Source organism: Novosphingobium sp. PASSN1 (genome assembly GCF_002278815.1).
The window spans coordinates 30,062-56,147 of sequence record NZ_NKIS01000001.1; the positions used below are offsets into that span (position 1 = coordinate 30,062).

General features: G+C 64.9%; 21 protein-coding genes. 12 read left to right on the top strand and 9 right to left on the bottom strand.

What is annotated here, in order from left to right; genetic code table 11:
- Positions 1-111 precede the first annotated feature (111 nt).
- The 4 genes from CFE35_RS00145 to CFE35_RS00160 are packed head-to-tail and all read left to right on the top strand — an operon-like array spanning position 112 to position 3,596.
- Complete coding sequence (locus tag CFE35_RS00145; RefSeq protein WP_292926706.1) at positions 112-858, top strand: PEP-utilizing enzyme; 747 nt, start codon at positions 112-114, stop codon at positions 856-858.
- Positions 858-1,484 (top strand): hypothetical protein, encoded by a 627-nt coding sequence (locus tag CFE35_RS00150; protein ID WP_292926707.1) that lies wholly within the window; start codon positions 858-860, stop codon positions 1,482-1,484. Before CFE35_RS00145 ends, CFE35_RS00150 begins: the two co-directional genes overlap by 1 nt.
- Positions 1,481-3,205: a pyruvate, phosphate dikinase gene (locus tag CFE35_RS00155; RefSeq protein ID WP_292926708.1), complete on the top strand. Its 1,725-nt coding sequence runs from the start codon at positions 1,481-1,483 to the stop codon at positions 3,203-3,205. Before CFE35_RS00150 ends, CFE35_RS00155 begins: the two co-directional genes overlap by 4 nt.
- A gap of 4 nt (positions 3,206-3,209) precedes the next feature.
- Positions 3,210-3,596, top strand: a complete 387-nt coding sequence (locus CFE35_RS00160) for a hypothetical protein (protein WP_292926710.1) — start codon at positions 3,210-3,212, stop codon at positions 3,594-3,596.
- Positions 3,597-3,666: 70 nt separating this feature from the next.
- On the opposite strand, the gene CFE35_RS00165 is transcribed toward CFE35_RS00160, so the two are convergent.
- From CFE35_RS00165 to CFE35_RS00180, 4 genes are all read right to left on the bottom strand, one after another.
- Positions 3,667-4,653 (bottom strand): phosphotransferase family protein, encoded by a 987-nt coding sequence (locus tag CFE35_RS00165; RefSeq protein ID WP_292926712.1) that lies wholly within the window; start codon positions 4,651-4,653, stop codon positions 3,667-3,669.
- 5 nt (positions 4,654-4,658) lie between these two features.
- Positions 4,659-5,867 (bottom strand): hypothetical protein, encoded by a 1,209-nt coding sequence (locus CFE35_RS00170; RefSeq protein ID WP_292926714.1) that lies wholly within the window; start codon positions 5,865-5,867, stop codon positions 4,659-4,661.
- Positions 5,868-5,900: 33 nt separating this feature from the next.
- Positions 5,901-6,209: an EthD family reductase gene (locus CFE35_RS00175; protein WP_292926715.1), complete on the bottom strand. Its 309-nt coding sequence runs from the start codon at positions 6,207-6,209 to the stop codon at positions 5,901-5,903.
- 82 nt (positions 6,210-6,291) lie between these two features.
- Positions 6,292-7,008 (bottom strand): GntR family transcriptional regulator, encoded by a 717-nt coding sequence (locus CFE35_RS00180; protein WP_292926717.1) that lies wholly within the window; start codon positions 7,006-7,008, stop codon positions 6,292-6,294.
- A 230-nt stretch (positions 7,009-7,238) separates the two neighbouring features.
- On the opposite strand from CFE35_RS00180, the gene CFE35_RS00185 reads away from it, so the two are divergent.
- From CFE35_RS00185 to CFE35_RS00220, 8 genes are all read left to right on the top strand, one after another.
- Complete coding sequence (locus CFE35_RS00185; RefSeq protein WP_292926719.1) at positions 7,239-9,578, top strand: TonB-dependent receptor; 2,340 nt, start codon at positions 7,239-7,241, stop codon at positions 9,576-9,578.
- 130 nt (positions 9,579-9,708) lie between these two features.
- Complete coding sequence (locus tag CFE35_RS00190; RefSeq protein WP_292926721.1) at positions 9,709-11,628, top strand: hypothetical protein; 1,920 nt, start codon at positions 9,709-9,711, stop codon at positions 11,626-11,628.
- Between the two features lie 15 nt (positions 11,629-11,643).
- A complete protein-coding gene (locus CFE35_RS00195; RefSeq protein WP_292926723.1) occupies positions 11,644-12,009 on the top strand; it encodes a hypothetical protein in 366 nt (121 codons plus the stop codon).
- 25 nt (positions 12,010-12,034) lie between these two features.
- Positions 12,035-12,793, top strand: a complete 759-nt coding sequence (locus CFE35_RS00200) for an SDR family NAD(P)-dependent oxidoreductase (RefSeq protein ID WP_292926725.1) — start codon at positions 12,035-12,037, stop codon at positions 12,791-12,793.
- A gap of 565 nt (positions 12,794-13,358) precedes the next feature.
- A complete protein-coding gene (locus tag CFE35_RS00205; RefSeq protein ID WP_292926727.1) occupies positions 13,359-15,767 on the top strand; it encodes a TonB-dependent receptor in 2,409 nt (802 codons plus the stop codon).
- Between the two features lie 28 nt (positions 15,768-15,795).
- Positions 15,796-17,190: an MFS transporter gene (locus CFE35_RS00210; RefSeq protein WP_292927742.1), complete on the top strand. Its 1,395-nt coding sequence runs from the start codon at positions 15,796-15,798 to the stop codon at positions 17,188-17,190.
- A 28-nt stretch (positions 17,191-17,218) separates the two neighbouring features.
- Positions 17,219-18,172: a TauD/TfdA family dioxygenase gene (locus CFE35_RS00215; RefSeq protein ID WP_292926729.1), complete on the top strand. Its 954-nt coding sequence runs from the start codon at positions 17,219-17,221 to the stop codon at positions 18,170-18,172.
- Positions 18,173-18,240: 68 nt separating this feature from the next.
- Positions 18,241-19,653, top strand: coding sequence for a sulfatase-like hydrolase/transferase (locus tag CFE35_RS00220; protein WP_292926731.1), 1,413 nt, complete (start codon positions 18,241-18,243; stop codon positions 19,651-19,653).
- A 49-nt stretch (positions 19,654-19,702) separates the two neighbouring features.
- On the opposite strand, the gene CFE35_RS00225 is transcribed toward CFE35_RS00220, so the two are convergent.
- From CFE35_RS00225 to CFE35_RS00245, 5 genes are all read right to left on the bottom strand, one after another.
- Positions 19,703-21,118, bottom strand: a complete 1,416-nt coding sequence (locus tag CFE35_RS00225; RefSeq protein ID WP_292926733.1) for a PepSY domain-containing protein — start codon at positions 21,116-21,118, stop codon at positions 19,703-19,705.
- Positions 21,119-21,130: 12 nt separating this feature from the next.
- Positions 21,131-23,113 (bottom strand): TonB-dependent receptor, encoded by a 1,983-nt coding sequence (locus tag CFE35_RS00230; protein WP_292926735.1) that lies wholly within the window; start codon positions 23,111-23,113, stop codon positions 21,131-21,133.
- A 513-nt stretch (positions 23,114-23,626) separates the two neighbouring features.
- Positions 23,627-24,010 (bottom strand): hypothetical protein, encoded by a 384-nt coding sequence (locus CFE35_RS00235; protein ID WP_292926737.1) that lies wholly within the window; start codon positions 24,008-24,010, stop codon positions 23,627-23,629.
- 162 nt (positions 24,011-24,172) lie between these two features.
- Entirely contained in the window at positions 24,173-25,081 is a 909-nt protein-coding gene (locus CFE35_RS00240) for a ketopantoate reductase family protein (protein WP_292926739.1), read from the bottom strand.
- 62 nt (positions 25,082-25,143) lie between these two features.
- The gene (locus tag CFE35_RS00245; RefSeq protein WP_292926741.1) at positions 25,144-26,046 is read right to left on the bottom strand and encodes a LysR family transcriptional regulator; all 903 of its coding nucleotides are present in this window, start codon (positions 26,044-26,046) and stop codon (positions 25,144-25,146) included.
- Positions 26,047-26,086 lie beyond the last annotated feature (40 nt).

The following is a 26,086-nucleotide window of genomic DNA, read 5'->3' on the forward strand; positions in this document are numbered from 1 at the left end:
TATGCCAGCGCCCGTATGTCGTCAAGATCGTCCGACGATTTCATCCAATCCTGTTGACAGCGTGAGCCGCATCGGCAATGCATTGAGCCACGAGGATGCAGGGGTTGTTGCATGGCTGCCGACAAATTGCCGATTGACGATATCCAGTATGCGGCGCCCCCGGCGACCCCGTTGGTGGAGGCGGTGCTCGATCTTGTGCGCGAGAAAGTGCGGGAGCGTTTCGGCGCTTCCGGTCAGGACTGGGATTCCTTTGTTTTCAAGGGCTCGGATGCGGTTACGGCGGCGGACATGGAAGATGTCGAGCGCCGCATTCTGGCGACCGGCTACCGCTTCGACTGGTCCTCGCGCGCCTCTGTGGCCGAGCGTCCCGAGGCCTACAAACCTGCCGACGGGGCTGCTGAAAGCGGCGAGGGGTTCGCTCATCCCGAAGCGCCGCAAGGCGAGCCGGACGCCGCTGGCAAGGCTCTGCGCGGGGTGGGTGACAACGTGGTTCGCCACCCCGCCGACGTGACCGGCACTGCGCTCTACGTGCGGTCCAACGAACGCGTGATGGAACTGCTGACGAACGGCGTTCCCGCCGGATCGATCGCGATCATCGACGATTCGGGCGGCACCCTGACCGCGCCGATTATCGACCAGTTCGCCGGGGTAATCTGCGCGGGCGGATCGGTCCGTTCGCACCTCGGCATCCTGACGCGCGAATACAACATCCCCTGCCTGATGAACGCCAAGGTCACCGGCATCCGCGAGGGTGACCGCATCGTGATCGAGGCGACAGCACAGGCCAAGACAACCGAAGACTACCAGACGGGCACCGACCGTGTCGGCCGGGTCTGGTTGATCGGGGAGGGGGCATGATGAGCACGGCAACGACTGCAGGTATGCCCGAACGCGATCTCGTGTTCCACGCCGCCGCGATCAAGCGCCACGCGCCGCTTGCCGCCATTGCCCATCTTGCCGGTGTGCCCGAAGCACGCGCGCAGGCGGTGCTGGAACAGGCGGTTGCCGGCGGGCGCGCAATGGAGGCCAAGGGGGCTTTCGCGCTCACTCCGTTGGCCGGGGTCGCGCTCCAGGCGCGCTACACCCGCTATTTCACGCATCTGCGCGCCGATGAAGGTTTCGTCGCCGCCTACGAAGGCTTCGAGCGGATCAACCGCACGCTCAAGCAGATCATCACCGATTGGCAGACGCTCGATGTGGGCGGCGCGAAGGTCGCGAATGATCACAGCGACAAGGCGCACGATGCCGCCGTGATCGACCGCCTCGGCAGCTTGCACGAACAGGCCGAGGGCATTCTGGGCCGCCTTGCCGCAAAGCTGCCGCGCCTCAAGTACTATGCCGACAAGCTGCTCGCCGCGCTCGAGGCGGCGGAAGATGGCGAAGCGGAATGGGTGAGCGATATCCGCCGCGATTCCTACCACACCGTGTGGTTTGAGCTGCACGAGGAACTGCTGCGGATCATGGGCCGCGAGCGCGAGGAATGACCGTGAACCGCTGGGTACTCCATCTCGACGGCAGCGCGCTGCCGGATCGCAAGTTGATCGGCGGCAAGGCCTGGTCGGTCGCGCGCATGGCCGCGCTTGGCCTGCATGTGCCGCCCGCCTTCGTGATCACGACCGAGGCCTGCCTGTCTTATCTGGCTGAAGGCGGCTTTCCGGCGGGTCTGGAAGACGAGATCGCTGGTGGGCTGGAGTGGCTCGAAGCGCAGACCGGCCGCAGCTTTGCGGGCGGCGACAAGCGGCTGCTGCTTTCCGTGCGCTCTGGTGCGGCGATTTCCATGCCGGGCATGATGGATACGGTGCTCAATCTCGGCATTGACGACGCCGGCGAAGCCGCGCTCGCGAGCGAGACCGGTCTGCCCGCGTTTGCCCGCGATACGCACCGCCGCTTCATGGAGCTTTACAGCGCCATCGTGCTGAAATCGCCGGTGGAACTGGCGCACGATGCCGACCCCGCGAGCTGGCGCGCCGAAGTGGCCAAGGCGGGCGGCGAAGTGCCTGCTGATGGCCGCGCGCAGCTGCGCGGGGCGGTGCAGGCGGTGTTTGACAGCTGGAACACCCGGCGCGCCAAGCGCTACCGCGAGCACAACAACATCCCGCATGATCTGGGCACAGCCGTCACGGTGCAGGTCATGGTCTTCGGCAATCTCGACGAGCTCAGCGGCACGGGCGTACTGTTCAGCCGCAACCCGCTCGTGGGCGATCCGGTGCCCTACGGCGAATACCTGCCGCGCGCGCAGGGCGAGGATGTGGTTTCGGGCAAGTTCACGCCGCTTTCGCTTGAGGCCATGCACGCGCATGTGCCCGAAGCCCACGGCGCTCTGCTGGCGGCAAGCACGCTGCTCGAGGCCGAAAACGCCGATGTGCAGGATATCGAGTTCACCGTGCAGATGGGCAAGCTCTACCTGCTGCAATCGCGCTCGGCCAAGCGTGCGCCTGCGGCTGCGGTGCGCTTTGCGGTCGATATGGTCGATGAAGGCCGGATCGATCCGGCAACCGCGCTTTCGCGCGTGAGCGCCGAACAGGTCGCCACTTTGCTGCTGCCGCATCTGGCGGCTGGGGCCGCAGAGAATGCGCAGCTGCTACTGGCGGGCGAGGGGGCATGCCCCGGCGTTGCCACCGGCATTCTGGTCGCCGATTCCGATGAGGCCGAGCGCCGCGCGGCGGCTGGCGAAGCCGTGGTGCTGGTGCGCGCCACGACCAGCCCTGATGACGTGCACGGCATGATCGCCGCGCGCGCGGTGGTGACCGAGCAGGGCGGATCAACTTCGCATGCGGCGGTCGTCAGCCGCGCGCTCGGGCGGCCCTGCGTGGTGGGCACGGGGGCGGGTGCGCTGGCGCTAGTTGGCCGTCTGGTCACCGTCGATGGCGCGACCGGCAAAGTCTATGATGGCGCCTTGCCGACCGAGGCTCCGCGCGAGGCAGAAGATCCGCGCCTTTCGCGGCTCATCCAGTGGGCGCGCGAACGCAGCCCGGTTACGGTGAAGCATCCGGGCGAGGGGACTCCCGCCGATGCCGTCGATGTCGATCTGCTGCTGGCGGAAGGCTCGGTCGATGATCTCGCCGGAGCCTTGACCGGCAAGGCCGCCGCGCGCGGTTCGGCGCTCGCCAATGTCGAGATCGCCCGCGCCGTGCGCCGCGCCGGTGTGCGGACCATGATAACCGAGCCGGTGCTGCCCGCGCTGCTCGTTGCGCTGGAGGACTGAGCGGATGGAGACCGCAATCGAGGATATCCGCGCCCTGCTGTGGCAGTTCCAGAAGGCGGGTTTGCGCGATTTCCATCTGCGCAGCACCGCGTTGGAAGTGTTTTTCGCCCATCCGGACGGCGCGGCCAATCCGATGCTGGCAGCGGCACCTGCGCCCGCGAGCGACGACACGCAGGGCGCCGTGGTTTCAGCCCCGCACCTCGGGCTGTTCGAGCCGTGCTGCGCGGTGGGTGATGTGGTTGCACCGGGTGGCCTTGTTGCCCGCATCGATGTGCTGGGGCGCAAGACCGATGTGTTCGCGCATGATGGCGGACGGGTGCTCGCGCTTGGCGCGGCGGCCAACGACCTTGTCGAGTACGGAGACAGCCTCCTCGCCTTTGCCGCCGCCTGAGCGTGAGCTGAAAAAAAGGGGGGCGGACCGCCGTGGTTCGCCCCCCCTTTTTTGTGCCTGTTGCCGCGCTTCAGCCAGCGGCCTGCGCGCGCTTGTCCAGCAAGGTGACATAAGCTGGAAGCACTGCGCCGAAGGCCTGGAAGCGCGGGTCCGCGATGCGCCCACTGTTGAACAAGTGCGCGCCGACCGAGATGATCGCCGAGATCTTGGCTTGCCCCAGAACGACATAGCGGTTCACATCGACTGCGTTGCGCCCGGTGCGCTTTTCCCATTCCTCGGTCATCCTGGCTGGCGACCACCAGCCCGGCAGCTCGAAGCCTGCATCGGCAAGCGAGGCCTCACCCTGATCGTGGAACAGCTGGATATAGCCGAGATCGAGCAGGGGTTCCGAAATCTGGGCCATTTCCCAATCGAGCAGCCCGGTCAGTTTGCCGTCCTGCCACAGGCAATTGCCATGCTTGGGATCGCCGTGGACCGGGGTGGCCGGGCCGGAGGTGCGCGGCGGAGACTTCACCAGGTTTTCGAGGATCGCGATAAGGCGCGGGTCTGCATCCGATTCCTGCGAAACGGTGAGCCAGTGCTGGGCTTCTTCCTGCACCGTCCTTCCGCCCGGCGGCATGGCCGAGACGGGCATGGCATGAAGCGCCGCCACGGCATCGAACCACTGGGTGCAGACCCGGTCCGCGCCGTCGACTGGATCGGCGGCGAGCCAGTCCGGCACGCTGTATTCGAAGGCTTCGCCTGGAATGCAGCCCATCAGGAAAAACTGGTCGCCCAGCACGCCCGGATCGGTGCAGAGTTCGAGGATCGGCGGGAGCGGAACGGCGGGGGCCGCGCCCGCCACGGCGGTCAGCACTTCGTGCTGGCGCACCATGTCGTAAGGCGGGAGCAGGCCCTCTTCCGATGGCGGCATTCGCAGGATCTCGTTGATCCCCTCGACCAGATAAGTCTCGTTCGAATGTCCGGCGGACAGCGTGCGAACGCCGGTGATGCGTTCGCCGCGGTCTTTCAGCCAGTGCCGCAGCCCTGCCGCCAGGGCCTGTGTGTCGCGTGCCATCGCCGTCAGATCAGCGTGTTTTCGGCGGTGAGGCCGAGATCGGGATGCGCGCCGTGGATGATCGATTCCATGATGCCGTAACCAACGGAATCGCCCTCGCGCACCTTGATCGGGCAATCGCGCACCTGCCGGATGCGCTTTAGCGTTTCGCGGTCGAGCGTGTTGGCGATGTATTCGCCCTCGACCGTGAGCGGGCCGTGCCACGAACCGTGCTTTCGCCCATCAAAGCCGAGATAGAGGCCGGGGCCAAGGTGGACACCGGCGGGACCGGCGACTTCGACCTCGATCGTGCGGGTTTCGCCCTGCTGCATGTCGAAGTGCAGGCGGCCGCCGAGCAAACGTCGGGTGACGTCATCGAACTTGAGTTCGGGGCGCACGCGGCTGATCTTTTCCTGCGTGCCATCGGGCAGGTTGCGATAGCCGGAGGAGTAGAACACGCGGCCCTGCTTGGTCTGGTGATAGATGTGATAGCCGGTTTTCTCGCCGGTGGGCGAGATGACCATGAACGGGCTCCAGATCAGGACGAATTCGCCTTCGCCGAAGCGCGCCGCGCCGAAATCGGAGGTCGGGCGAATATCGGCATTGTTCGCGCCGACATCGAGCCGGGTGCCCCACGAGTGGTCGCGGTACTCGGTCCATTCCTCGGGCTTGATCTCGATCCGCTGGCCTTCCAGTTCGACCCAGCCCGAAGGCACGCCGATCTGGTGGTAGCGGATAACGTCGGAACCGACGCGGAAGCCGTCCTTTTCGCGCTGCTTGTGGCGATCCTCGAAGAACGGCGGCATTTCGGCAGTGAAGGTGATGTCATAGGCAATCGGCTGGATGTCGTTCCTGGCCAGCGCATAGCGTACCTGGCGCAGCGGTTCGATGATCTCGTAAGTCAGCGGGCCGACTTCGGTCATCAGCGGATCATCGCGCAGTTCGCGGTTGGCGCGCACGGTCCACTGTTCGGCCCCGCGCGAGACGGCGGCCCAGCCATCCAGAATGCCGCGATTGTGATACCGGCCAAGTCCGAAATCGATGCCCATCGAGCCATCCTTGCGCACGATCGTGCTCCAGATCTTCTCGGTCCAGCTGTGCTCGGACGTGCTGACCGAGGCGAAGGTATCGACAATCTGGTGGTTCAGGAATTCATCGAGCGCAGTGATCATGCCGATGTCTTCCATGGCATTGCGCACGAAGCGCGGCGCATTGCTGCGCAAGATCTGTTCCATGTTCAGGCTCCCAATTGTTTTTGCATGATGATTTCAGGCCGCGCTGGCGATCTGCAGCACGGGCGCGGTGTCGGTGTAGTTGGGAAGATCGGCGAACAGCGCTTCCCCGGCCGCACCCATGGCGCTGTCGAACGCCTCGCGCGTGGGGAAATGCATTTCGGAGATGGCCCAGAAGGGCGGCGGCGCGCCATCGAGCGCGGCTTTGCCAAGAAGTGTCGAAATGCCGAGGAGGCCGAGCGGCTCGAGCAGCGAGCGGGCCAGCTTGGTGTGCTGGCCGGCGTAATACGCCCCATCGAAACGGCTTCCTGCCGTGTTCGGGTAGATCGCCACGATTCGAATCATCAGGCTGCCTTCAGGTTGATCTAGCTCCCGAAGTCAGTGGTAAAACCGTCCTACGATTTCGTCTAGTAATTTTGACGGGCGGTCAGGCAATCATGTTGTGAAACGTCCCGTCCGGCAGTTCCTCGATCGTCTGGATGGTGCCGGCGAAATGGCGCTGGACCGCGCGGACTGCGGCGGCTGGATTGCGATCGGCGATGGCCTTGGCGATCTTGCTGTAGCCCGAGGCGTGGCGGTTGCGCTGCTTGTCGGATTGCACGGGCTCGATCTGGGCGCGGAACAGATCCGTCCGGGTTAGCGGCATGGCGCGTTCCAGCTCCTGGTTGCCGCCGATCTCCACGATCACCGAATAGAAATGCCGCCGCCGTTCAAGATAGAGGGCGCGGTTCTTGGCGCGATTGGCCTCGTCGATCTCGGCCGCAACATCGCGCACGAGCTGCGCCTTTTCGGGTGTGTCGCAGTGTTCGGCGGCAAGCCGAGCCGCCAGCGAGCACAGCGGTTCCAACGTTTGCAGCAGATCGAGGATCGCCTTCTTGTCGAGCGAGGCAATGTAGGCGCCGCGAAACCGGTTGAGCGTGACGATCCCTTCGGCGCCAAGATGCTTCAGGGCTTCACGCAGCGACCCGCGGCTGATCCCGAGGCGGCGGGTGAGGTCGGGTTCGACCAGATGCTGGCCCGGCACGAATGTTCCCGAACGGATGCCGCGGATGATCGCTTCGCTGACTTTGTCCGCCGCGCTGCTCACGCTCTCCGGCGCGCCCGGCTCTGCCTCGATGTCATTGCTGGGTGCCTTCGCCGCCATTCGCTGCCTTCCCGATCGTACTGGTTCTTCGCAGTTCTAATCGCACTTCGTGGCGGCGTCGAGTTCTGTACAAAATTATCCGCCGCTCTCGTGTCACGAAATCGTCGAACGATATTGACAGATGCTTAACCGCGCGAGATATCCCGACGATCCAGGCGAAGCGGGTCCCGAGCCGGTTCGTGAAATCAAAAAACGGGAGGATGCAGAAAATGATGCAGAGGAAATTCTTCTTGGCCGCAGCAGTATCGCTGGCCACGCTCGGTGCTGCTTCAGCCGCAAATGCCCAGCAAACCGCCCCTCAGGCTGCGGCGGAAGCGTCCGCCAGCGACGGTGAAATCATCGTCACGGCCAACAAGCGCCGCCAGTCGATCAACGATGTCGGCCTTTCGATCACGGCGGAAACCGGCGAATCGCTGGTTGCGCGCGGCATCACGTCGCCCACCGATCTGGGCAAGATCGTCCCCGGCCTGACCGTGCAGCCTTCGCCGTTCAACACGCCGGTCTACACGCTGCGCGGCGTCGGCTTCTATGAAACCACGCTTTCGGCATCGCCGACCGTGGCGGTCTACACCGACGAAGTCGCTCTGCCGTTCTCGGCCACCACGCGCGGCGCGGCGTTCGATATCGAGCGTGTCGAAGTGCTCAAGGGGCCGCAGGGCACCCTGTTCGGCCAGAACACGACCGGCGGCGCGATCAACTATGTCGTCGCCAAGCCGACCGATACGTTCTCGGCTGGTGTGGACGCGAGCTACGGCAATTTCAGCACGGGTGACATCGCCGGTTTCGTCAGCGGGCCGCTGTCGAAGACCGTCAAGGCGCGCCTCGCGGTTCGGACGCTGCAATCGGGCAACTGGCAGTACAGCTACACCCGCCAGGACGAGCTCGGCAAGAAGAACCTCCTGCAGGGCCGCGCGATCATCGATATCGAGGCCAGCGAGCGGTTCAAGCTGGCGCTCAACGTCAATGGTTGGCGCGACAAGGGTGATACGCAGGCGGCGCAGCTCCAGTCGGACAATTGCGCCGGTTCGGTTGCCGGAACGTGCGGCAGCCCGGATGCGACCAACTTCAAGAACTATCCGCGCGCTCCGCAAAATGCGCGCGCGGCGGATTGGAGCTACGGCATCTTCGGTCGTCCGCTGCGGCGCGACGACTCGTTCTGGCAGGCAAGCCTGCGCGCAGACTACGAACTGTCGGACCACCTCACGCTGACCAGCATCACGGCCTATTCGTCCTACAAGACGGATTCGGTGCAGGATTTCGATGGTGCGCGGTTCGCCTCCGCCGATACCAACACCACTGGCCACATCAAGAATTTCAACCAGGAACTGCGCATCAGCGGCAAGTTCGACAAGCTGACCTTCATCCTCGGCGGGAACTACAACCGCGCCGACACGTATGACCGGCTGTTCTACAACTTCAGCCAGGGCCCGTCGTCGAACCCGCTCTACATGATCCCCGGTGCGCCGCGCGGCGTGTTGACCTACAACGATTCCGCGCAGGATACCCGCAACCTGGGCGTATTCTTCAACGCGGAATACGAGATCACACCGCGCCTCACCCTGATTGGCGGCGCGCGCTATACCGATAGCAAGCGCAGCTTCGTGGGCTGCACGCACGATTTCGGCGGGGACACCGCCGTGTGGTGGAACACGATCTTCGGCACCAAGGTCAAGGAAGGGGAGTGCATCACCTTCGACCCGACCTTCACGCCCTATGGCCCCAATGCGCTCAAGCAGCAGCTCAACGAGCACAACGTCTCGTGGAATGCCGGGCTCAACTACAAGACCGATGGCGGCACGCTGCTCTACGTTCGCGTGAGCAAGGGCTACAAGGAAGGCAGCTTCCCCACGGCATCGGTGGCCAGCTTCCGCGGCTATGCGCCGGTGAAGCAGGAATCGGTGCTGGCCTACGAAGCCGGGTTCAAGGCGCCGATTGCGGGCCGCGCTCTCGAGCTGACCGCCGCCGGGTTCTACTACGATTATCAGGACAAGCAGCTGCGCGGCCGCCTGCCTGATCCGGTGTTCGGCACGCTCGACGGCCTCGTCCAGGTGCCCAAGAGCCATCTGTGGGGTGTCGAAGCCTCGCTGCTTTCCCGCCCGGTCGAAGGGCTGACGGTGAGCATGGGCGCGACTTACATCAAGACCAAGATCACCGACTTCACCGGCTATGACGCGCTCGGCAAACTGCAGAACTTTGCCGGCCAGCACTTCCCCTATGCGCCTGAGTTCACGCTCACGGGGGATGCCGAATACAAGGCTCCGGTCAGCGATACGACCAAGGCCTATGGTGGGGTTTCGGTCACCCACAACAGCCAATCGACCACGGCGCTGGCGAACACCAATACCACGCTGGGGGTGACGGCGGACCGACGCTTCGACATGCGCGCCTACACGCTTGTCGATCTGCGCGCCGGGCTTGAGTTCAACGATGGCAAGGTGCGGCTGGGCGGCTTTGTCCGCAATGTCGGCAATACCTACTACTGGACGAACACGCAGGACACTCTGGCCTCGATCGTCCGCTTCTCCGGGATGCCGCGAACCTACGGTATCCAGGTCAGCTACCGCTACTGAGGTCCCTCGAAGCCCCCGGATCGCCCAAGCGCTCCGGGGGTTTTTCCGTATGACGGAATCGTAGTACGATATACATAAGCGAATCAGGGCTTGCGATAAAACAGCAGCCGCGCGTTTCGGGAGACAGCATATGGCGACGCAAGCGATCGTGGACGGCCTTCTGGATGGCAGCGGGGCGGCAAAGCCCATCGTGGCCGCGATCCCGCCGATCCCGGAACGCCTCAAGCCGAACGGGCCGCTGACCGCCTATCGCATCCGCCGCTTCCAGATCGGCCTGACGGCGCTGTTCCTCGCCGGGCTGGCCCCGGTGCTGCTGGGCATGAGCGCGCAGTGGCAGGCCTTCGGGCTTGGCTTGATCTTTCCGGGCGGCGGGTTCCTTTATGCGGGCGGCGTGGTCGGCGTGCTTGGTGCGCTGGTTTCTCTCGCCTGCTTTGCCGTGATCACTTTCATCTGGTGGGCGCGCGGCGTGATCCTCGGGCCTCCCGGCGTGCTCGTCGGCACGGCGCTGCTTTCGGCTGCATGGATTGAAGGCGGGGAGGGCGTCAGCGCGATGGCCTACCTGATCCCGGCCGGAACAGGAGCGATCTACGGCTACCTCGGGCTGCAACGCCGCCGCCGCTTTGCCGAGCAGCAGGCGCGGGGCAAGGATCTGAACGTGATGCTCGCCAAGGCCGAACCGGTGCTGCGCGAAGCCCCGATCGAAGCCTCGCCCGAGATGACGGACGGCCAGATCCTCGAATACCGCCGCATGCTCGATCTTGCGCTTCAGCCGGTCGATAGCTGGAGCGGCTTTACCACGAACGATACGTGGCAGGACGGCGCGCTGCGCTACCAGATCAGCACGATGAGCTGGAACCTGGCGTTCGGCCAGTACACCCAGCTTCCCGCGTTCCACGGCTATCTCAATACGGCGCAGGAAAACCTGATCCGCAAGCATATCGACCGCAAGACCTGGAACTACTGGTTCTGGGAAAGCCTCTGGGGCAACTTCCAGATTTCGCGCAATCCGGTCGAGATCGACAACATCATGCTCTCGGGCTTCCTTGGCGTTTCGCTGGGCCTGTTCGAGACTGCGAGCGGCACGTCGCCTTTTGCCGCGCCCGGCGAACTGACCTTCCGCTGGGACGAGCGGACTGCGTTCCCGTACAACCACGAGGGGCTGCTCAAGGAAGTCCAGAAGAATTACCAGCGCTATGATCTCGGCTGGTTCCCGTGCGAGCCGCGCTGGGTCTATTCGATGTGCAACCTCGTCGGCCGCACCTCGCTGGCGCTGCACGATGCGCGCCACGGCACGAACCTGCTTGGCCCGGTCCATGACCGGTTCGAGCAGACCATGACCGAGGAAATGATGATGGCCGATGGCCGCATCAAGGTCTGCACCTCGACGCCGTTCGGCTTCCAGGTGCCCAGCCTCTCCGGCCTGTTTGGCGAGACATGGGGCATCCGCTTCCTGACCCCGCATGCGCCGGAGCAGGCGGAGCGCCTGTGGCAGGTGCTAAAGCAGGACTTCATCAAGACGCGGCCCGATGGCAGCCTCGATTTCAAACTGCTGCCGCTGGGCTGGGACACGCGCAAGCCGGCGAACTTCTCGTTCGACCAGTGGCCGGAAATGAACCCGCTGACGATGGTGCTGTGGTCCGCGCTCGAAATGGGCGACGAGGAGATCATCGCGGCCACCCGCGCCGCGCTGGCCGAACGCAATGGCGCCGATCTTCCGGACATGCTCACATGGACCCGCCGCAACACGGTGCGCGACATGGTCAACAAGGGCCTCCCCGAGGCGTGGAAGACCGGTCCGCTGCTGACCAGGGCGACATATCCCGAGGTGCTGGTGACCCGCGCGGTGAGCGATGGTCAGGCGCTCGAACTCGTGCTGCGTGCCGGCGGCGAACCGGTCCGGACCGAGCTCGGCTTTGGCCGTCTTAAGCCGGGCAGAGGCTACCGCGTGGTCGAGACCGGGCAGGCGCTGATCGCCGATGCCCAGGGACAGGCGAATATCTTGTTCGATCTCGACAAGCGCAGCCAGTTGACGCTCGTGCCGGTGATCTGACCCGTGCTGTGCTGCATGATCGCCGCGCTCATCATTGCGCATGTGACGGCGATCGTGCGCGGTTGGCTGGTGTTCTTCGGGCTGGTCCGGCCGCTGCCGGGCGAGGATGCCGATACGTTCTACCGGCGCATTCGCGAATGGCTGCGCCGTCCCCGGGTGCGCAAATGGGTTGCCGCTGCGGTTTCGCTCGAACTGCTGGCGGGCGGCGGATGGGTCGGGGCCGCGCATGGGCAGCACATCTATCAGCTTGGGGATCAGGCTGTCGGCGTCTTGCGCGGTCAGCGGGTGCACTATGTCGGCCTGTGTGATCGCTCGGGCCGTGACCGGATCGTGCGCATGGTGATCGACCAGCACGGACACGTGACCACCGCGCCCGTTTGAACCGCCCAGGGGGGAATATAACGCCATGGAGCGCGAGTTTGACGGCAGGACGGTGCTGGTCACGGGTGCCTCGTCCGGGATCGGTTTTGCCGTGGCGCGCATGTTCGCTGCGCGAGGTGCCTGCGTCGTCGGTGTGGCACGCGATGCCGGGCGGCTTCAGGCGGCAATCGATGCGCTGGCAGCGGGGCCGGGGCAGGCGCACCTTGGAATCGCAGGCGATGCCGACAGCGCCGAGATCGCGGCGCGGGCGGTTGCCGCTGCCGAAGGGCTGGCTGGCGGCCTCGATGTGGTCGCCAATATCGCAGGCTGGTATCCGACCGCGCTGGTGGCGGATACGGGCGATGCCGATTTCGACCAGACGCTGTCTGCCAATATCGGCACGACCTTCCGGATGTGCCGCGCGGCCATTCCCGCGCTGACTCGGCGCAGCGGCGCGATCGTCAACATGTCCTCCACTGCCGCCCGGTTCCCGACACCGGGCCTTGCCGCCTACAGCGCGAGCAAGGCGGCCGTGGAGGCCTTGACCCGCAGTCTTGCCGCTGAACTGGCACCCGCCGTGCGGGTCAATGCCGTCGCCGCAGGCCCCACGATGACCGAGACCGTGCGCGCCCTGATGGAGTCCGACCAGACCGGCGCGGTGCGCGCGGTGACAGAGGCCTTGCCGCTTCGGCGCCTTGCACAAGTGGACGAGATTGCCGAGGCTGTGCTGTTTCTTGCCTCGGCCCGTGCTTCGGTCATCACCGGGCAGGTCCTGCATGCCAATTGCGGGGGGCATATGGCCTGACGCAGCAAGGGGGCTACCGTGAGCGAATCCCGCGCGCGAAAGCCCCGCTGCTGCGCCGGACAGAAAAGCTTCTGCTTGACGTGCTGAACTCAACGCAATAGGTAGACATTACCCGAACGGCCATGGAGATCAGGCCATCCGTTCACACAACAGGGACCTGATCCGCGGCCTTTGATCGGGATGCAGCTTGCTCCGCGTTACCAACCGCTAAAGCGCGCGATGCTGGGGCGACACCGCCAGGTATCGTGATCCCCTCCACGACGAGGTGATACGATGCACAACATGCCTGCGCTCGCCTGAGCGCCGTTACCAGCTCGGACTGAAGCTCTGCCGGACGGGTCATCCCGCGGCAATCGATAGTCCGACCTTCATGACCTGACCGAACGAGCACCAATGCCTTGAGGCATCGCACGCGCTCGTTTCCGCGCGGTCTTCTCCGTCCCGCTCGTGCTGCGCTGCCGTGTCGGCTGCTCAGTCACGGACACATTCTGCCGCCAGCGATCCGCGCGCCCTTCAGCGTGCGCGGAGCCTGCCAGCCATGCCCTCTTCATTGCAGGATTTTCAAATGTCTTTCGTCTCGCGTTCTTTTCTTCTGGCCAGCGCTGCGGGGGCAGCCTTGGCGCTTGCTCCCACGGCGTTTGCGCAGGATGCAGTACCCGCTCCGGCTCCCGATGATGCCGCAATCACGTCCGCAGACGGCGGCGGTGCCATTGTCGTCACCGGCTCGCGCCGCCGCGAGGAGAAGGTGCAGGACATTCCGCTCGCCGTTTCCGTGGTGAGCGCTGCCGCACTGGAACGGCGCGGTGATTTCACGCTGGCGCAGATCCAGGCGCAAGTGCCCAGCCTGCAGGTGTTCAGCTTCAACCCGCGCAACACCAACATCAACATCCGCGGCCTCGGCTCCAACGTCGCGCTGACCAACGACGGGCTGGAGAACGGCGTCGGCTTCTACATCGACAACGTCTACTATGGCCGCGTCGGCACCACGCAGTTCGATCTTGTCGATCTCGAAGCGCTCGAAGTGCTGCGCGGGCCGCAGGGCACGCTGTTCGGCAAGAACACCACTTCGGGCGTGATCAACATCACCAGCCGCAAGCCGAGCTTCACGCCCGAGTTTTCCGGCTGGGCCGATGTCGGCAACTACGGGTTCTATCAGCTGCGGGCTTCGGCCAGCGGCGCGATCATTCCGGACAAGCTGGCGGTGCGCGTCTCGGGCGCGATCAGCCAGAACAACGGCTTCACCTTCAACAAGACGCAGAATTCCAGAGCCCAGAACTACTACAACGCGTCCCTGCGCGCGCAGCTGCTGTTTACCCCGACGAGCGATCTCTCGGTCCGGCTGATCGGCGACTATTCGCGCCAGAAGCAGGACAACGTGCTGAACCTGTTCGTCTCGAACACCGCGACCTACACCGATGGCGCGCCGATCCCGAACAGTTTCTCCGTCCGCACCGCGCGCTTACCCGGCTACACGCTGCCCAGCTTCAACGCCTTTGACCGGATCGGTGAGGCAGACAGCCACTACCAGGCGAACATGAAGGGCTACGGCGTTTCGGGCGAGATCAACTGGAATCTTGGCGGCGCGGCACTCACCGCGATCACGGCCTATCGCTGGTGGGACTGGGATCCGGCGAACGACGGCGAAAGCACGTCGCTCCCGGTCGTCGTCAAGGCGCAGCAGGCCAATCGCCAGCGCCAGTTCAGCCAGGAAGTGCGCCTCGCTTCGCAGGGCAATCGGACGATCGATTACGTGATCGGCGCCTACTACTTCTGGCAGACGATCCGGGGCTATGGTGCCACCGGATATGGCGCGGCGGCACCCACATGGTTCCTGCCCGCAGCGCCCCCCGCCATCAGCAATGCGGCGCTCAATGGCTACGAGGTCAATTCCACCTCGGAGCCGCGCACCAAGTCGTTCGCGGTGTTCGGCCAGACCGACTGGCACGTGACGCCCACCGTCACGCTGACGACGGGCCTGCGCTTCACCCATGAGGACAAGACCGGCACGTTCCAGCAATGGGTGGCCAGCGCCCCCGATATCACGGCATTTCCGGATGCCGCCAAGACCGCGATCCTGGGCATCCGCGCAGCCTTCAACCGCGTGATCCCGCTGTTCGAGACAAGGCTCAAGGACGACAACCTCTCCGGCCAGGCCACGCTCAGCTGGAAGGTGACGCCGGACGTGCTGGTCTACGGCACGTATGCGCGGGGCAACAAGTCTGGCGGGCTCAACCTGACACAGTTGCCGGTGACGATCACCGATCCCAGCGTTCGGCCCGAAAAGGTCGATTCCTTCGAACTGGGCCTGAAGTCGCAGTTCCTGGATCGCCGCGCGACGCTGAACATTGCCGGTTTCTGGACCGAGATCAGCGACTACCAGACCGCGATCACCGATACCGACCCGGTGGTGATCGGTGTCAGCCGCCAATATATTGCGAACATTCCAAAGGTCCGTTCGAAGGGTGTGGAAGGCGATTTCCGCTTCGCACCAAGCGACCGCTTCGCGTTCAATGCCTCGGCCAGCTATACCGAGGCAACTTACGTAACCTATACGAATGCGCCGCTTGCGCCCGAGATCAATCCGGTGCGTGCGGGCCTGCCCAACCTTGTTGCGGCGGACCTCGGCGGCCGGCAACTGCCCGGTGTGCCCAAGTTCGCCTATACGCTGGGTGCTGACGGCAACCTGCCGGTAAGCGGCACGGTCAGCGTCTATTCGCATATCGACTGGTCATACCGGTCGAGCTTCAACACCTCGTCGAGCAACTCGAAGCTGGCCCGGATCGAAGGCTACGGCCTGATCAACGCGCGGCTTGGTCTGCGCGCGGAAAGCGGGGTCTGGGATCTCGCGATCTGGGCCAAGAACCTCCTCGACAAGGACTACTACCTCAGCCTCAGCCCCGCGGCGACGGGCGTGGTGACCGGACAGGTGGGCGAACCGCGCACCTTCGGCGCCACCTTCCGCACGCGGTTCTGACGGCGGGAAGGAGGCCGGAGCCGTGACAATGCATCCTCTCCACTCTGCGTTCGCGGCTCCGGTCTCCGGACCAGCGTACTCCACATGGCGTCTGCTGCGCTTCAGCGCGCTGGTGATCCCGCTTTATGCCGCCGCCCAGCCGGTCATGGCCTATGTGCCCGCGCTGCTCTCGCGCCACTATGGCATCCCGCTCGCCACGCTGGGGCTGCTGTTCCTTGCCGGGCAGGCGGTAAACTCGCTGCTCGATCCGCTGGTCGGCTCGCTCAGTGATCGCACGCAGAGCCGACTGGGCCGCCGCCGTCCGTGGATCCTCGGCGGCGGGGTGCTGTTCATCGCGGGCAGCGCGATCCTGTTCTTTCCGCCTGACGGGGTGAGCACGGCATGGGTCGGGCTCGGCGTGACGCTCTACTATTGCGGTGCTTCGGCGCTTTCCACGCCGCTCATGGCCTGGTCGGGCGAGATCAGCGGCGATTATAACCAACGCACACGCATCGCCTCGCTGTTCACGCTGCTCTCGTCCTGCGCGCTGGTGCTGGCGCTGGTGCTGCCCGCAATTGCCGATCAGCTCCGCCCCGGTGATGGGCAGCTGCGGCTCACCCTGTTCGGCACGCTGGTGCTGGCCACCGCGCTCCCCGGCCTGTGGCTGACCTTGACCGCCGTGCCCGATATCGCCCCACCCGCGCTTGAACGCCCGCTTTCGGCAAGCGCCGGGCTGAAGGCCGTGCTCGGCAATCCGCTGCTGCTGCGCGTGCTGGCCGCCGATGCCGCCGTGACCGCAGGGCAGGGGGTGCGCACCGGGCTGCTGCTCTTCGTCGTGACGTTCGCGCTGGGCCGGCCCGAGTGGGCGGCGGGGATGTTCCTGTTCCAGTATTCATTCGGCGTGTTAGCCGCTCCGATCTGGCAGCGCGTCGGCACCGCGCTCGGCAAATCGCGGGGCGCAGTGGCGGCAGAGCTGGTCCAGTCCGCGATCAACCTCGGCCTGCTTTTCGTCACGGCAGACCGGTTCTGGCTGATGCTGCTCCTAGCCGCGCTGCAGGGCCTCAGCCAGGGTTCTGGCAACCTAATGCTGCGCTCGATCGTCAGCGACATCGCCGATCATCACCGCCTCGCCACCGGGGAGGACCGCACCGGGCTCTATTTCTCGGTCTTCGGCATCTCGATCAAGCTGGGCGGGGCCATCGCCGTGGGCATCGCGCTGCCGCTGGTCGCCTCGCTCGGCTTCGATCCCAAGGCCGCCGCCAACACGCCAGAGGCGCTGCGCTGGCTGATCGTGGTCTTCGCCCTCGGGCCTGCAATTGCCCACGCCATCGCCGCCGCGCTCATGCTGGGCTTTCCGCTCGATGCGCGCCGGCACACCGAAATTCGCCGCCAGCTCGAAGCGCGGGACAGCGTTGTCGCTGCCGCTCTCGTGCCCGCCGAATGACCCCCTCCAGTCCCTCAGGAGAACGACCATGACTGCCATTACCACTTACGTGAATGCCAAAGACCCTGCCTCGCCGCTGGAGATCGTCCCCGTCACCGGCACGATCGGCGCTGAAATCAGAGGCGTGCGCCTCGCCGACGATCTCGACGAAAGCGTGATCGAGGCGATCAAGGACGCCGTCGTGCGCCACAAGGTCGTGTTCTTCCGCGATCAGCACGATCTGACCGACGACCGCCACGAAGCCTTCGCCGCGCGCTTCGGCGATCCCGTCGCGCACCCCACCGTGCCGGTCGCCGAAGGTTCGCGCTACTTGCTCGAGCTTGACAGCAAGGAAGGCTATGCCGCTTCCAGCTGGCACACCGACGTGACGTTCGTGGATGCCTATCCCAAGGGATCGATCCTGCGCGCGATCACCATTCCGGAAGCGGGCGGCGATACGCTGTGGGCCAATGGCGAGACGGCCTATGAAGGCCTGCCCGAACCGCTGCGCCAGCTGGTGAACACCCTCTGGGCCGTCCACACCAACGTCTACGACTACGCCGCTGTGCTCCAGAACGCACCGAAGAACGACGAGGCGGAGAAGAGCCGCTCGCAGTTCAACCAGAATGTGTTCGCCTCGACCGTCTATGAGACCGAGCATCCTGTCGTGCGCGTGCACCCCGTGTCGGGCCAACGCAGCCTGCTGCTGGGGCACTTCGTCAAGCAGTTCGTCGGGCTGAACCAGGCGGACTCCGCCCGCCTGTTCAACATCCTGCAGGATCACATCACGCGGCCAGAAAACGTCGTGCGCTGGCGCTGGCGCGCGGGCGATGTGGCGTTCTGGGATAACCAATCTACCCAGCACCGCGCCATCGCCGATTTCGGCCTGCAGCGCCGCACACTGCGCCGCGCGACGGTCAACGGCGAAGTTCCCGTCGCTATCGACGGCCGCCGCAGCCGCACGGTAAAGAAGGAAAAGGCACGGGCGACCGAGCCGGCCTGATTCGTTGTTTCAAGCCCCGGCGCCCAAGCGGTGCCGGGGCATCCTCCAGTCGAAAGTATCGCATCTCCGTGTCAGCAACGCTCTCGCGCCGCGCCGCCCTCTCTCTTGCCGCCGCCGGTGCCGGTACGGCTGCCTTGCCCAAGGGCGCGCTGGCGGCGCAGCCCGGGCGGCGGCCCAACATCCTGTTCATTCTGGCCGACGACATGGGCTATGCCGACCTCTCGTGCTACGGACGGCGCGATTACCAGACACCGCGGCTCGACCAGCTCGCCAGCGAGGGCCTGCGGTTTACCAGCGCCTATGCCAACAGCGCCGTCTGCACGGCAACGCGGGTCGCGCTGATCACCGGGCGCTATCAGTACCGGTTGCCTGTCGGCCTAGAAGAACCCCTCGCCAACCGGGAGAATATCGGACTTCCCCCCGAGCATCCGACGCTGCCATCGCTGCTGCGCAAGGCCGGTTATGCAACCGCACTGGTCGGCAAGTGGCACCTCGGCAGCTTGCCCGCCTTTGACCCGCTGAAGAGCGGATACGAGCACTTCTGGGGCCTGCGCGGCGGTGCCATCGACTATTTTACCCACGCCTCCAGCAACGGCAAGCCCGACTTGTGGGACGGCCCGACCCCGCTCGCGAAAGCGGGATACACCACCGATCTTCTGGCCGATCACGCGATCGATGTGCTGCGCGAATTTGGCCAGCGTTCGCGCCCGTGGTTCATGAGCCTGCATTTCACCGCCCCGCACTGGCCGTGGGAAACCCCGGAAGACGAAGCCGAAGCGCGCCGCCTTGCCGCGCTCGGCAATCCGGAAGCGCAGTTCCATTATGACGGCGGTAGTGCTGCGACTTATGCGGCGATGGTCACCCGGCTGGATCTTCAGGTTGGGCGCATTCTCGATGCGCTGGCCGCCAGCGGGCAGGCGGACAACACCATCGTGGTGTTCACCAGCGACAACGGCGGAGAACGCTTTTCCGACACCTGGCCCTTCAGCGGGCACAAGACCGAATTGCTCGAAGGCGGGCTGCGCATTCCGGCCATCGTGCGCTGGCCGGGCGTGACGAAGCCCGGCAGCACCAGCGACGCGCAGATCATCTCGATGGATTGGCTGCCGACTTTCGTGGCGGCCGCTGGCGGCGCGGCTGATGCGGATTTCGCGCCCGATGGAACAGACCTTCGCGCTGCACTCGAAGGCGGGGCGCTGCCCGAGCGCACCTTGTTCTGGCGCTACAAGGGCCACGGCCAGCAGGCCGCGCGCAAGGGCCGGTTCAAGTACCTCAAGATCGAGGACAACACATTCCTGTTCGATGTGGTCGCCGATCCGCTCGAACGCGCCAACCTCAAGCTGCGCAAACCAGACATCTACGCAGATCTGGCGCAGAGTTGGGCCGTCTGGGACAAGACCATGCTCGCGCTGGATCCGGCGTCCTACACCCACGGTCTCACCGGCGAGCATACGGCCGATCACTACGGCAACGACAAATAACGGCGCTGGCTTGCCCCCTCCTGCATCGCCAGCGCCGCCGTCTCGGGCGCTATTGCGCGGCCGCTTTGTTCGGGATCCGCAAGCCCAACCATCGCGCCGCACGGGGCAGGAGCCGTGGCAGTGCATATTCGAGGAGCAGCATTGCCACCATCGAGATGGCCAGCAGCGGAAGCAGTGCGGCAAGGGCAAGGGTGATGAGCACTGCGCCGCCCATGCGCGGGGGCAGGGTGGGCTGGGGCGGTGCGCCGAGCTGGTCCGCCGGTTTGCGCCGCCGCCAGAGTAGGAAGCCGGAGACCGACATCGTGATCAGCATCGCCGCTGTCGCCACGCCGATCAACTGGTTGACGAGGCCGAACAGCTGCCCTTCGTGCCAGGCGACGCCGTAGCCGACGACGCGGTCGATCACGTGCTTGTCGGCAAAGACTTCGCGGCTGGTTTCCTGGCCTGTTGCTGGATCGAAAGTGAGCGCGGTGCGCAACGGGCGGTTCTGGGTGTCGCTGCGGACGGACCATCCGCCGCTCGCCTTCCCCCCGAACGGCGGGGCGCTGCCCGGCGGGGTCACGATTACCGGGAAGGGCAGGTGGCGGCTTTTCGCTTCGGCCACGATCTCGCTGATCGATACGGCCGACATGGCCGGGCCTGCCATCACGGTGCCATCGGGCATCCGGTGCGTGCCTGCGGGCATCGTGCCGGGGGGCATTGCGCCGGGCATGGTGCCGTGGTCATGCCCGGCATGGTCACCGCCGCTGGCGGGGGCACCGCCAATGGTCCAGTCCTGCTTGCCCTTGATCCAGCCCATTTCGGTGCGCACCGCCTTGAACGCGCTGCCCCAGACATCGGCCCAGGGCAGCCCTGTCACCAGCAGCACGAGCGCAAGACCCGCGACCCAGAAGCCGGTGACGGCATGAAGATCGCGCAGGAACACGCGCGCGCCGCCCTGAAGTCGCGGCCAGATCACCCCGGCAAGGCCGCGCCCCCTCGGCCACCACAGGTAAAGCCCGGTCAGGATCATCACGATGGCCCAGCTGGCCGCCAGCTCCACCAGCCAGCTCCCCTGCTTGCCGATGAGCAGCTGCCCGTGGATTTCCTGCACCACCTGCATGATCCGCCATTCCGGATCGAGCGCGCCGACAACCGTGCCTGCGGGCGAGACGAAGACATCGCGCATGGCGTGATCTGGCAGCGCGAGGTGGATCAGCGCGGCATCGCTTTCCGCTTCGGGCAGGCGGTAGGAGTGGAACCGGCTGCCTGGGAAGGCGGCCAGCGCGGCCTTGACTTGCGCATCGGGGGAGGCTGCCTGTGCCGCCGAGAGGCCGCGCCAGGCGCGTTCCTCCCACGCTTCGACTTGCGGCTTGAACAAGTAGACCGCGCCGGTGAGCGCCAGGATCACCACCATCGGCATGACGAACAGCCCGGCATAGAAGTGCCAGCGCCACACTGTGCGGTACAATGCGTTCCGATCCATCATGGCCTCCAATCAGAAGCGAGCGCGAACGCCAGCGAACACGGCGCGACGTTCAACAGGATAATAGATGACCGACGCATCCGTGGCCGTGATGGCCGCGGAAATGTCGCCGATGGCCTTTTTGCCCGTGATGTTGCGGCCATCGACGAAAAGATCGATCCCGTCGCGCACGGTTGCCCCGGCGGTCAGGCCCAGAAGCACATAGCCCGGAGTTCGGGTGGTGTTCCGGTAATCGGCCCAGGCACCTTGGGGAACCCACTCGAGCGAGGGGGCAAGATGCAACCGGTCGGTTCCGAAGCGCAACTCGCCGCGATAGCTGTGGCGCGGGATGACCGGCAGACGGTTGTTTGCGTACTGCGAATCTTCGCGGAACCGGAAGTCGGCATACTGATAGACTTGGCGAAGGCGCAGCCAGGGCTTGATATCTAGCGAGAGGCCCGCTTCGATACCTTGGTGACGCGTCTTTCGAGCATTGAAGGTCGAAGCCGGAACATCCGGGCCCGTGTTGAACTGGAGGATCTCGCCCTTCAGATCCGCGCGATAAAAGGAGACTTCCCAGCTCGCGATCCCCAGCTTTCCGCGCGTTCCGAATTCGGCTGTCCAGGCCCGCTGCGCGTCGATGGGAACGAACTGCGAGATTTGCGCCAGTTCGATGAATCCGGGAAACTCGGCCGATTTGCTGTAGTTTGCAAAAATCTGGATTTCCGGGCTGGCTTCGTAAAGCAGCCCCGCTTTTGGCGAGAACTGATTGAATGATGCACGGCCTTTGACGTCGCGGGGACCGCCCGCGAAGCTGTTGTAGGTTTCATGCTGCCGCCTGAAACCATCGGCGTAGACGCCGCCTGCAATCAGCGTGAGTTTCTCGGCCGCGCGATAACGCAGTTCCGCATAGAGCGATGAAGTGCGGGCCTTCTGGTCAGCCGCAAATGTCTGGTTGCCGCTGATGCCGTTCAGGTTGACGAAGCGCTGGGAATTAACCGTGCCATGGCGTGTCTCGCCGCCCACAGTGAGTTCGAGCGGACCTGCTGCATAATCAGCCCGGAAGAATGCACCAAGGTCATCCGATTTCTGGTCAATGACCTGAAAGATGGGATGGAAGAGTTCCTTGTGGTTGTAGAACACGCCCAGATTGACCTTGAGGGCACCGAGATCGACCGTCGTTCGATTTTGTAGACGCACGGAATTGATGTCACGCTGCTGATTGCCGAAGAAATTGCCAGTCTTGGGGGCGGTCAAGGCTGTCGACCGGCTCAAGGCGCCGGGAAGTTCCTGATCGATATTGTTGTAGCTGGCATAAATCCGTGTGCTTACGGTATCGGAAAGCTTGAACCCGAGATTGCCATGGAAACGCAGCGATTGCCGTTTGGCATGATCGCGATCCCCGATGGATGTGTCCGCACTCGCGGCCAGCCAGCCATCGGTGCGATCGGTGGCGAAACCGCCTGCAACCAGAAGCCTTGCGGTATCGAATGTGCCGCCATCCAGCCGGGCATAAACACCGGGTGCAGTGCGGCCTGTGGGGGTAACCCCGTTGATGGCACCGCCCAAGGTGCCCGACCCGAAGCGGAGGGCGTTGGCGCCGCGATAGACTTCCAGATGGTCGAAGAAGGTAGGTTCCAGTTCCTGAAAATCGCCGTTGTCGTCCGCCAGATTGATCGGAATGCCGTCCTGCAGAAGGGTCAGGCCGCGCATGTGGAAGCCACGCGAGAGACCGGAGCCACGGATCGAAATCCGAATTTCCTGACCGAAGCGAGGCTGGACGTAGACACCCGGCGTGTAGCCAAGGGTATCTCGCAGTGAAACGAGCGATTTGTCGGCATAATCGTCATGGGTCACAACGGTAGCACCGCCCGCCGTGCGTCTGGCTTCAGCTTCAGCCAGATCAGACTGCGTGCGCGCGACTACAATGATGGTGCGATCTTCAGCCGCAGATTCTTCTGCGAGAGCGGGCGTAGCACTTACGGCCGCAGCAAGGGCGAACAGGGACGTTTTCATAAAATGCCTTTCGAATTTGTACGGCGAACAACGCCTTGAACCTGGTCAGCCAAAGGGCCGACGGCTCTTCATGAACGCAACTTAGGCGTGGCAGTTGTCCGATCCTGGAGGTGCTTGAATTTGGTCTGAGCTCTATGGCGATGACCATTCACCACGGTTCACGGGCGGCTTAAGTAGCAGCGCCCAAGATTCCGCACTCAGGAACACCCTGACGATGATCGCGCATGCCAGTGCCGGTCATGCACATGGTCTGGCCGTCGTGCGCAGTCCTTCCGGACATCTGGGGCCGGAGGGGCGTCTTTCTGCCCGACAACGAGGATGGAGCTTTCCGGAATTTCGGCGTTCGGTGCGGGGAGGTCCTGCGCCCAGGCAGGCGCAACAGCGAGGCTCAGCGCAAGGCCGAGCGCAGCCAGTGATGTCTTCATGTTTGGTATCCACCGTGCCCGGCGCGCGCACGGGCGCGCGGGGCAAATCTGTCAGGTAGCCTCACGCGGGGTGAGGCCGGTCAGTCTGTCAGATCAGGGCAGGTGGTCCGCGCAGCGGCGGGCGGATGTGGCTGGCACTGGCAAGGTGCGGAATGCGCACGGGCGCAAAGCCCAGCAGGAGCAGGAAGGCAATTGCGAGCGCGACAAAGGGGGGGAGGCCCGCATCCAGCGAAGCAAAGGACAGCGAGGAGTAAGGGCAGCTCTCGTTCGTCTTGGCCTGACCTTCGGCCTTGCCGGGGATCGTGATCTGCTTTGTGAGGTGATCGCCCGAGACGTCACCGCAGACAAGAATGGTCAGCGATTTGCCTTCGGTGCCCACCATGAAGCCGGTTGGCACCGCTGCCTTGAGCACGAGCGCGAGACAGGCCAGCAGCATGGCCAGCCGGTAGTGCCCGCGGGAAAAGGTGCGCAAGAAGTGCATTGGTCGCGCCGTTACGCCGATGCAGCCAGCTTGTCACTCGTCAAGTGAATGAGGCCGTTGGTCAAGCGGTTGCGGTACCAGGATGAGACAGCAGGCAAAGTCACAGTCAAATGACGGTTGCGCGCCTGCACTTGCGCTTTGCGGTTGCGATTCTCAGTCCGGCTCCCCCATCCTGACCAGTGCGGCGAGTGTGGCGGTAACCGGGGCGGCCAGCCCTGCCGCCGCTGCGGCCTTGACGATCTGGCCGTTGATTGCCTCGATCTCGGTGGCGCGTCGGGCAAGCCGGTCTTGCAGCATCGAAGGCTTGTGCGCCTTGTGGTTGGCCAGCGCGAAGTCCGTTTTCGCGAGCAGGCGTGCGCGGTCCATCGCGATTCCTGATGCGGCGGCCACGGCGATGGTTTCATCGATCACGGCAGTCGCAATCGTCCGCCCATCCGGCGTATCGAGCCCGCCGACGGGCAGGTTAAGGATCGTCGACAGCGCATTGAGCGCGGCGTTGAACGCCGCCTTTTCCCAGATCGCGGCGAGTATTGCACCATCATGCTGCGCCCCCATGTTTGCAGCATTGAGCAGGCGGGTGGCGGCCAAAGCCGCAGCCTCTCCCGCTGGCTGGAATGCGCCGAGCCAGACATGGCCTTCGCCGTGTGCCGATACACCGTTGGGAGGCGCGAAATCGGCGGGCCAGTCGGTCACACCGACCAGCACGTTCGCGGCCGGAAAGACTTCGGCCATCGCTTCGGCATTGCCGAGGCCGTTTTGCAGGGTGAGAGCGCAGCACTTGCCATCCGCAAGGTGCGCGACGGAGGCGATGGCCGCGCGGCTATGCATCGCCTTGGTGAACAGCAGCACGAGATCGGCGCGGTCCGTTTCCTCGGCCGTGCAGGCAGCGACGCGCACGACATGATCGCCGCTGGCATCGTGCAGGCGGATGCCTTCCTCGGCAATGCAGGCAAGGCGGGCGCGGTCGACATCGACCACTGTGACGCGAGCACCGGCTAGGGCAAGCCGCGCCGCGAACAGGCAGCCCATGGCACCGGCACCGACGACCACAACGTTTTCCATCCCGGCGAACTCCTCACGTGCATGCATGTGTGCGCGAGTATCCAGGCCCGGCGAAATGTTGGTCAAGCCCGCATTTCGCCTTGCAGCGGGAAATGCTGCACGAACTGGCGCGCCGCTTCGGGCAAGACCCCGGAGCGCCGCCGGTGCAGGATGAAGCGCCGGTCGATGGCGAGTTCGGGGATCGCCAGGTTGCGCATCGTGCCATTGGCGATGTGCGGTGCCAGCAAAGGCTCGGGCAGCCAGCACAGGAGATCGCTGCGCGCCGAAACCGCGATCATCGCTTCGACCGAACTGCATTCGACCGCGATCCGTGGGGGCGCCAGGCTGTGCTGCGCGATGATGTCCTCGAACTGCGCGCGCGGGGTGAACGCGAAGCCGGGCATCACCCAGCCGTAAGCCAGCGCAGCGGGCAGGGCGGCATTTTCGCCGAGCGGATGCCGGGCAGCGCCGAACACAGCAAAGGCATCGCTGTAGGCGCCAAGGCCGATGGCGGTCACATCGCGGTGTAACAGCGGGCGCGAGGTGACGACCAGATCTACTCGGCGCGTGAGCAGGGCTTCGAGCAGCTCGCCATCGACCGCCTCGATCAGATCGAACGAAAGCAGCGGGGTTTCGGCTAGCACGCGCGCAGCGGTATCGGCCACCAGTGTGCGCATTACGGCGGCCACCGCGCCGACGCGCACCGTGCCGCGCCGGAGGCCGCCGAGCGCGGCGAGTTCATCGCGCGCCGCCTGCATTTCACCCATCAGATGGCGCGCGCGCGGCAGCATCAGCGTGCCCGCTTCGGAGAGCGCCATGCCCTTGCCGCCGCGTTCGAACAGGCGGTGGCCGAGCCGGGCTTCCATCGTCTGCACCAGCCGGCTGAGCGAGGGCTGGGTGAGGTTCACCACGCGGGCTGCACGGCCAAGGCTGCCGGTATCGGCAATGGCGAGAAAGGCGCGTAGCTGGCGTTCATCGAAATCCATGCGAAGAGCGTATGACTTTGCGGCCACAATGCAATTGTCT

Bases quoted from the DNA above. Each gene is read 5' to 3' on its own strand.
- CFE35_RS00145 (WP_292926706.1), top strand. From the start codon at position 112: ATGGCTGCCGACAAATTGCCGATTGACGATATCCAGTATGCGGCGCCC.
- CFE35_RS00150 (WP_292926707.1), top strand. From the start codon at position 858: ATGAGCACGGCAACGACTGCAGGTATGCCCGAACGCGATCTCGTGTTC.
- CFE35_RS00155 (WP_292926708.1), top strand. From the start codon at position 1,481: ATGACCGTGAACCGCTGGGTACTCCATCTCGACGGCAGCGCGCTGCCG.
- CFE35_RS00160 (WP_292926710.1), top strand. From the start codon at position 3,210: ATGGAGACCGCAATCGAGGATATCCGCGCCCTGCTGTGGCAGTTCCAG.
- CFE35_RS00165 (WP_292926712.1), bottom strand. From the start codon at position 4,653: ATGGCACGCGACACACAGGCCCTGGCGGCAGGGCTGCGGCACTGGCTG.
- CFE35_RS00170 (WP_292926714.1), bottom strand. From the start codon at position 5,867: ATGGAACAGATCTTGCGCAGCAATGCGCCGCGCTTCGTGCGCAATGCC.
- CFE35_RS00175 (WP_292926715.1), bottom strand. From the start codon at position 6,209: ATGATTCGAATCGTGGCGATCTACCCGAACACGGCAGGAAGCCGTTTC.
- CFE35_RS00180 (WP_292926717.1), bottom strand. From the start codon at position 7,008: ATGGCGGCGAAGGCACCCAGCAATGACATCGAGGCAGAGCCGGGCGCG.
- CFE35_RS00190 (WP_292926721.1), top strand. From the start codon at position 9,709: ATGGCGACGCAAGCGATCGTGGACGGCCTTCTGGATGGCAGCGGGGCG.
- CFE35_RS00195 (WP_292926723.1), top strand. From the start codon at position 11,644: ATGATCGCCGCGCTCATCATTGCGCATGTGACGGCGATCGTGCGCGGT.
- CFE35_RS00200 (WP_292926725.1), top strand. From the start codon at position 12,035: ATGGAGCGCGAGTTTGACGGCAGGACGGTGCTGGTCACGGGTGCCTCG.
- CFE35_RS00205 (WP_292926727.1), top strand. From the start codon at position 13,359: ATGTCTTTCGTCTCGCGTTCTTTTCTTCTGGCCAGCGCTGCGGGGGCA.
- CFE35_RS00210 (WP_292927742.1), top strand. From the start codon at position 15,796: ATGCATCCTCTCCACTCTGCGTTCGCGGCTCCGGTCTCCGGACCAGCG.
- CFE35_RS00215 (WP_292926729.1), top strand. From the start codon at position 17,219: ATGACTGCCATTACCACTTACGTGAATGCCAAAGACCCTGCCTCGCCG.
- CFE35_RS00225 (WP_292926733.1), bottom strand. From the start codon at position 21,118: ATGGATCGGAACGCATTGTACCGCACAGTGTGGCGCTGGCACTTCTAT.
- CFE35_RS00230 (WP_292926735.1), bottom strand. From the start codon at position 23,113: ATGAAAACGTCCCTGTTCGCCCTTGCTGCGGCCGTAAGTGCTACGCCC.
- CFE35_RS00240 (WP_292926739.1), bottom strand. From the start codon at position 25,081: ATGGAAAACGTTGTGGTCGTCGGTGCCGGTGCCATGGGCTGCCTGTTC.
- CFE35_RS00245 (WP_292926741.1), bottom strand. From the start codon at position 26,046: ATGGATTTCGATGAACGCCAGCTACGCGCCTTTCTCGCCATTGCCGAT.